The following is a 6,313-nucleotide window of genomic DNA, read 5'->3' on the forward strand; positions in this document are numbered from 1 at the left end:
GCGAAGTCTTCCTCGCGCGGGGCGTGTTGGTTTTGGTAAATCTTGTGGTGATCGATTTCGTAGGGGCGTCGCATGCGGCGCCCGTTTTATTATTGCGGTCGAGGCATGCCTCGACCCTACGGTTCTGGAAGGCTAAATTAGTATAGCAGCTCCGTACGTTTTCGGGGGTGAGGGATTTTTTACCATGGTTTATTTTTATTTCGTATAGCACCATAAGTAAAATAACAGACAATATATATAATACAAGCGAATAATAATATATTTTTTATCGCGTAAGAAATAGACGAAGGCTGTTCCCTGAGCGGAGTCGAAGGAAAAAAAAGACAAGATTGCCATAGTCATTAGTATTTTGAGCTTCAGGCTTCGCGTTGACAGATAAAAAGGGCGCGTCTCCACACCCTCCATTCCGGCGATTAAGACCGACGGCAACAATATAACCGCCTTCGGGTGTTGTCTCTATACCTCGTGGAATATGGTTTTCACCGCTATATGTAGTTATAAGTCCGGGTCCACAAAGCTCTATCTAAAATGTGAAGTGCTTAATTTGCTCGCCGTTATCGTCGATCTCGGTCATCGCCTCGATACCGATGTCGAGCTGAAGATCGGTGAATTTCTCGGTCACATGACGGTCGGATGTCTCGGTTTTAATACCCTCCGGTGTCATCGGCAGATCGGATACTAAAAGCAACGCTCCGCGCGCGATGCTGTTTTTGTGTCCGACGAGGAAAAGGGTGGTGGTTTCCCAATCTGGTCGGGAATGACAGGCGCAGGAGCGTGCGGGGTATTTCGGTTTATGTTCTTGCATAATTATTACCTAAACGAAAACTAACATATCTAATTATAAAATGCAAGAGAAATTTCACGATTAACATATTCCCCCTGAGGTAGCGCTGGCGCGGGGGCGACAGATAATCGGCAGGGCCGGCGTGGGGTTAAACTCTAATCATCTCCACGAATACCGGGTCTATTCGGTTCATTATGCGGTCGGTGTGGATTAGGGCGTTCAGGATATAGGCGTATTCCTCGATGTCTATTTTCATGCCCTTGCGGTCTTTGAGCCATTTATGCGGCACCTGATAACCGCCGATATGGAATTCCCAAATATGCTTCGGGACAAGGCCGATACGAACCTGTTCATTCGGCGGCTTTTTCGCGTCGAGGACAATTTCGCGGTTCTCGTCGTCGTAATGGACTTTGCCGACCGTCGTGTCGGTCGCCTCGCCTTTCTGTTCGAGGTCGCCCCAGTCTTTTATCTTGAGAAGATGATATTTGACCAGCTCCTCGCCGAGTTTCTCGAAATAGGCCTTGCTCTTTGGCAACGGGATTCGCGGGAAATCTATTTTGAGGAATTCCGCGTAACGGGTGCGGTAGGTGCGCGAGTGCAGGACGGCGTAGATGTAGTAGAATATCTCCTCGGGCGACACGGTGGGACCGGCCTCAACGGTGGGACCGGCCTCAACGGTAGGGCCGGCCTCAACGGTAGGACCGGCCTCCGTGCCGGTCATTCCTGAATTGTCAGGCGCGGAGGCCCGACCTACCCCAATGGATTTCTTTATTTGCTCGACGAACTCCGGCGCGATATTCGGCGTCTTGACCGTTTTCCCGTGCTCCTCGTGGTAGAGGTAGAGGGGGAAGACGGAAGAGCCATCTTTAATCTCTACATAAACAGCAGGCGTGGGGCAATCCGATACTAAAGCATGTTTCCAATGCTTCGCTTTAGTCTGTCGCATTGTATTCAAAGCCAAATTTTCATGGAGCAGATGACTAGCTATTTCTACCCTTGGATAATCCATAGCTATGTCGCTAAAATAACAATATCGAATGTCGAAAGGTCTATAAAGACAAGGAATTATACTATCTTCCCAATTGGAGATTCCCTTAAGTTTTTTCCGTGCTATAGCCAGTTTCCAATCTCTGTTATCAGTAAGAGAATACTTAAGCCGAAACTCCTCATCTGTTAATCTCTCACTCCGCATTTCACGGATTCTTTCTCTAATAACTTCCTCTTCGAAATCTATCGCGAAACCATCTCTATGGGTTTGAAATCCCAAGACGTTTGTTTTCATTATCTCGGTGACTTTCCAACCGGTTTCGTATTCGCCTTCGAGTTCGATGTCGCGTGGTATGAAGAGGTAATATGGGGATTTGGGCGAGATTTCTTCCCATTCGGTTTGCGAGACGGAGCTTTCGGCGAGCGTGGCGTATTTTCCCTTGCGCAGTCCGTGAAGGTGGGCGTGGTAGATGCGGGGCGAATTATCTTTTTTCTTCATATAACCGCCCTAAATTATTTATTTGTTTTTACTTTTTGAGCGGCATGCTCCGGTTGAACTGTATCCCAAACGGCCTCAGGGTGTTTTTCGGCAACTCTGAGGAGTCTCAGTGCCGGGCCAACGGGCGACCTTCGACCCTGCTCCCAATTTTGCAATGTTCTTGGACTTATGCCGAGCATTGTAGCGAAATCATTTTGAGATAGTTTGGATTTCGCCCTAATCGCCTGTATATCTATCGGCTCGTAAACGAATTCCCTCGATGGTTTCTTTTCACCCCGCCTTATTGCGCCTGCTTCCTTCACGCTTTCAATTAATTTGTCGAATAGTTCCTTTTTCATTTATTTTCCTCCTCCACTAACCTCTTCAAGAATTTTTTCTCTTCAGCGGTTAGGTCAGTCTGTTCGCTTTTCTTGTATATTAACAACATATATATTTGATCTTCAGCTCCTATCGAATAATAAATAATCCTTAATCCGCTCCTTTTTCCTTTGTTTTGATAACCCCAGCGTAGCTTCCTTAATCCGCCTGTTCCCTTTATAACAGGACCGGCTTTTGGGTTTATAACAAGAATCGATTGTAATTTGCTATATTCATTATCGTCCATTAAATCTACAATTAGTTCCGTAAATATCGTAGTTTCTTTAATAACCATCTCTCGCACTCCCATTATACGCCACTGGCGTATTGATGTCAAGAATTATTTTTTACAAAAAGCCCTATGCTAACGCCTTGCTGAATATCGAAGACATTCTCGTCCTTTCCGCCATCGGGTGCGGTTTCTTTTTTCTTCGAGTTGCCGTGAATGTCGTAGATATAGGTTTTATTGAAAGTTCCCATAAGGCTTTGGCGCATCCCGCGAAAAGTCGGATTATCGAGATATCCGTGGTTTGTTATCATTCCAAGAATGCCCTCGCCGGTTTTGTCAATTCTCCATTGCGACCATCGAAGGAATTTCACATAATCGTCTTGAAGCCATTTCGGGTTTCGTTCGTTTATGCTTGCGCCGTCCACTTCGTAATAGCTCTGTCGTTTCGATCCGTCCGGTAGGTCGTAAGGCTTCTTCAATAATCCTTCAATCCATTTCCCTTTGTTTTGCGAATGCCCGGAATAAGGCGGGTTGCCGAGGATAACCATAACGCGCTTTTTCTCTTTAACTTCGTCGGCCTCGGCGCGCTCTGTTGCTATCGTGCCTTCTAATCCAATTCTCAATTGTTGTGCGTGGGATTCCGCTTCTTCGAGTGTGTTTGTTAGATAAATGCCTATTCGTTGGTTGCTCTCGAAATCATAGCCTGTTTCGTCGGCGAGAAACTCCGCGAGTTTCAAATGCGCTATCGTATATGGTGCCATAAGAAGCTCGAAACCAAAAACCCGCTTTAATAATTTCGGAACGTAACTATTCGACCACGTCGCCTTGCTCCGCTTTCCGATCTTTTCGTAGATAACGCGGAAAACCTCATAGAGAAAAGTCCCGGTTCCGCAGGCGGGGTCGAGAATAATCACGTCGTCGTCGGCGAGTCCCATCGGTTTATCGAATTCTTTAATCAAAAGCTCGTCTATCGAGCGAACGATATAGCTCACGACTGGAAGAGGTGTATAATAAACGCCGCGCCTTTCGCGTTCTTTCGGGTCGTATTCGGCAAGGAACGGCTCATAGAAGTAGATTATCGGGTCTTTCTCCATCGCTTCTCCATCGCCGCTATGCCTTTTCTTTCTAAAACCCTGTATATCCTTTTTTATCTCATCTATTTCTGCTGCTTTCAGAAGGTCGGCGATGTCATCTACCCAAATAATTATCTCGTTGGGCAAATCGAAAGCGAAAGAATTAAAAACCTTCCTGAGAAAGGGGTTTGTCTTCGGCAGTTTTTCAGCAGCTGTCGCCCGCGAAAAATCAGTCGCGTTCGGTTGCATCATTCGCGCGGTGAAAAGCCCGTATGCGATTGTTTGAGCATACATATCCGCGAATTGCTTTGCGGTTAGCGAATGGACGAGTTCTTTCTTGAAGGCTTGGAATAAGGCTTTCAGGTTAACGTCGGCTGCTTCGGATAGGGCTTCCGTTTGTTTCCTAATTTCCTTTGCCAGTCTTGCCATATTAACTGCGAGGGCTTTCGCCGTTGCCGGGGCTTCCGGATTATCGTGAAGGAATAAATCCATCATGCTCTCGAATTCAGGAATGGCATTTTCGATGAGGTGCAGAAGTCCGTCGCTTCCGATATGCCCTATCTTGATAACCTTAACCGGCTTCGGGTTGTTTTTTCTATACCATCGCCATTCGTGGACGTTAGTATAAATAAGGTTTTTGTAGGCCTTCAAATACCCGCTGAATTGTTTCGTATTGTGCGCTGTTGATTTGTTCCCGCTGATAACCGTTTCCCCGAACAAACCTTCGACGATAGGCGGGGAATAGCTGTTCTGGATAGCTTCGATGTCGATGTCGGTGTCTTTGACCTCGACAAGTCCGATTTTGAGTTTTCCGTGCCTGAAGGCTGTAATATCCGGTTTATTCAAAGTATCGCCCGATGAAATAGCCTGCGCAGTAATTTCATCACAGCAATCTTGAACTAAATCCTCTATCGGGTTATAAAAAGATTGCTCCGTCGCCCTACCGGTCTTCAGTTGCTTGTTCACCGCGTCACGGAATCTATTTAAGATCTGTTTATAGTTCGGCATTTTGTCTCTAGTTCAAATTTGTCATACCCAATTTAATGGGTTATTCCGTTAATGCAAGGAGGGAAAAGAGTTATGAGTGGATTCCGGTTCGGGGGCCGGAATGACAGGCGGCAGGGCCGCAGCCAATTGTGCTCAACGGCTTCGCCGATTCGCTTCCACAGAATGTGGGGATTTTCACCCAATTCTTCGTAAGTCGTTGTCGTTCTGAGGCTCCTCAACATGGTTTGCGGAGTGAGCGGGAGGGGACATAGACCCTCCTCTACGGTTTTACCCGATATTGAGCCAGTCGTGGTCGCCAATGCCGACAGATGTCGTGCTCAACGCGCCTTCGGCACGATTCGCTCTGTAAATCACGCTATGTCTAGCCAGCCGTGGGTTTTGCTCGGCACAAATGGTTTGCGGACGAGTTCGAGGGATTTGTTTTTATAACGGAACATCGTTGTTATGTCGCCGAATAGTTTTTCGCGGTATGCTCTGGCGCGGGCGGCGGCGAGGATTCGGTCGCGGGAGAGGTTTGCGCGGACAACGTTCGTTTCGGCTCGCCTCGACTCCGCTCGGCGACCACCGCTCAACGACCGGCCGTTCCCTGAGCCTGTCGAAGGCGGATCGAGCAATAATAATCGGGTGTTGTTCGTTGCGGAGTCGCGCTCCAAACTCACAGCAGTGCAGCATCGGACGCTCACTGCGCCGGATGTCGGCACGATTTGCATCGTTTGGTATTTTCCACCGGAAGCCTGCGAATTTGCGGTGCTTCGGCTTGTCGTAGTGCCCTTCGCCTCAAACCGGCAGGGCCGGAACCGACTTGCTCGACCAAGCGGGGCGCGTGGATTCGCTTCTACAGTCGAAGTGTTCAGTCAAGAAAATCCGACCGACCAACGGGAGGTCCGCGAAGACCCATGTTAATTGTAGTTTCTTGGTATGATATTCCGGTCGGAGCCGTTTGCTGTCGGCCATGCCGACCCATGCCGAATTCGTCGGAGAGATTCGCCTTTTTGTGCGGGTCGATCTCCGTGAAGGTAAGACGAAGCTCGCCGGTTTCGCCGAAGCAGAAGCCGTATTTCCAGAATGGATACAGCGACATGATGTCCAGCGGCCCGGCGCTCTCGACCGCGCAAGCCTCGCCTATTGTGCGGCAAAGGTGCATGGGCTTTATAGTCGCGTTGTATTTCCCCCCGTGCGGCGATCCACCCGGCCAATCCAATCCTTCAATGATTATTCGGTGATTTGCGCCGAGATTGGCGAACATTGCGGAGAACGCCTCGAACTCCGGTTCGGTCAATTCGATAATCACTTGGTCGTTGACGATATTGATATTCATGAAGGCCTCCAATAATTTCTATGAAGTAATTTAATACGGGAATTTGACCGGCGCAAGA

At 48.2% G+C, this 6,313-nt stretch carries 6 protein-coding genes and 1 pseudogene; all 7 read right to left on the reverse strand.

The genetic code is table 11. The features are described from left to right. Positions 1–523: 523 nt before the first annotated feature. Positions 524–748, reverse strand: a pseudogene (locus KAH81_10225) (AMP nucleosidase). Positions 749–932: 184 nt separating this feature from the next. Beyond that, positions 933–2,270, reverse strand: coding sequence for a hypothetical protein (locus tag KAH81_10230; GenBank protein MCK5834029.1), 1,338 nt, complete (start codon positions 2,268–2,270; stop codon positions 933–935). A gap of 14 nt (positions 2,271–2,284) precedes the next feature. After that, entirely contained in the window at positions 2,285–2,608 is a 324-nt protein-coding gene (locus KAH81_10235) for a helix-turn-helix domain-containing protein (GenBank protein MCK5834030.1), read from the reverse strand. Next, complete coding sequence (locus KAH81_10240; protein ID MCK5834031.1) at positions 2,605–2,922, reverse strand: hypothetical protein; 318 nt, start codon at positions 2,920–2,922, stop codon at positions 2,605–2,607. The genes KAH81_10235 and KAH81_10240 overlap by 4 nt, the downstream gene beginning before the upstream one ends. Before the next feature lie 38 nt (positions 2,923–2,960). Further along, entirely contained in the window at positions 2,961–4,937 is a 1,977-nt protein-coding gene (locus KAH81_10245; GenBank protein MCK5834032.1) for an N-6 DNA methylase, read from the reverse strand. 350 nt (positions 4,938–5,287) lie between these two features. Continuing rightward, on the reverse strand, positions 5,288–5,647 hold the full coding sequence (locus KAH81_10250; protein ID MCK5834033.1) for a hypothetical protein: 360 nt from the start codon (positions 5,645–5,647) through the stop codon (positions 5,288–5,290). 140 nt (positions 5,648–5,787) lie between these two features. Beyond that, complete coding sequence (locus KAH81_10255; protein MCK5834034.1) at positions 5,788–6,255, reverse strand: hypothetical protein; 468 nt, start codon at positions 6,253–6,255, stop codon at positions 5,788–5,790. Between the last annotated feature and the right edge of the window lie 58 nt (positions 6,256–6,313).

It is taken from the genome of bacterium (assembly GCA_023145965.1).
GTDB lineage: Bacteria > UBP14 > UBA6098 > UBA6098 > UBA6098 > UBA6098.

Coding starts and splice junctions, on each gene's coding strand:
- KAH81_10230 (MCK5834029.1), bottom strand. CDS start 2,270: ATGAAGAAAAAAGATAATTCGCCCCGCATCTACCACGCCCACCTTCAC.
- KAH81_10235 (MCK5834030.1), bottom strand. CDS start 2,608: ATGAAAAAGGAACTATTCGACAAATTAATTGAAAGCGTGAAGGAAGCA.
- KAH81_10245 (MCK5834032.1), bottom strand. CDS start 4,937: ATGCCGAACTATAAACAGATCTTAAATAGATTCCGTGACGCGGTGAAC.
- KAH81_10255 (MCK5834034.1), bottom strand. CDS start 6,255: ATGAATATCAATATCGTCAACGACCAAGTGATTATCGAATTGACCGAA.
- KAH81_10250 (MCK5834033.1), bottom strand. CDS start 5,647: ATGCAAATCGTGCCGACATCCGGCGCAGTGAGCGTCCGATGCTGCACT.
- KAH81_10240 (MCK5834031.1), bottom strand. CDS start 2,922: ATGGTTATTAAAGAAACTACGATATTTACGGAACTAATTGTAGATTTA.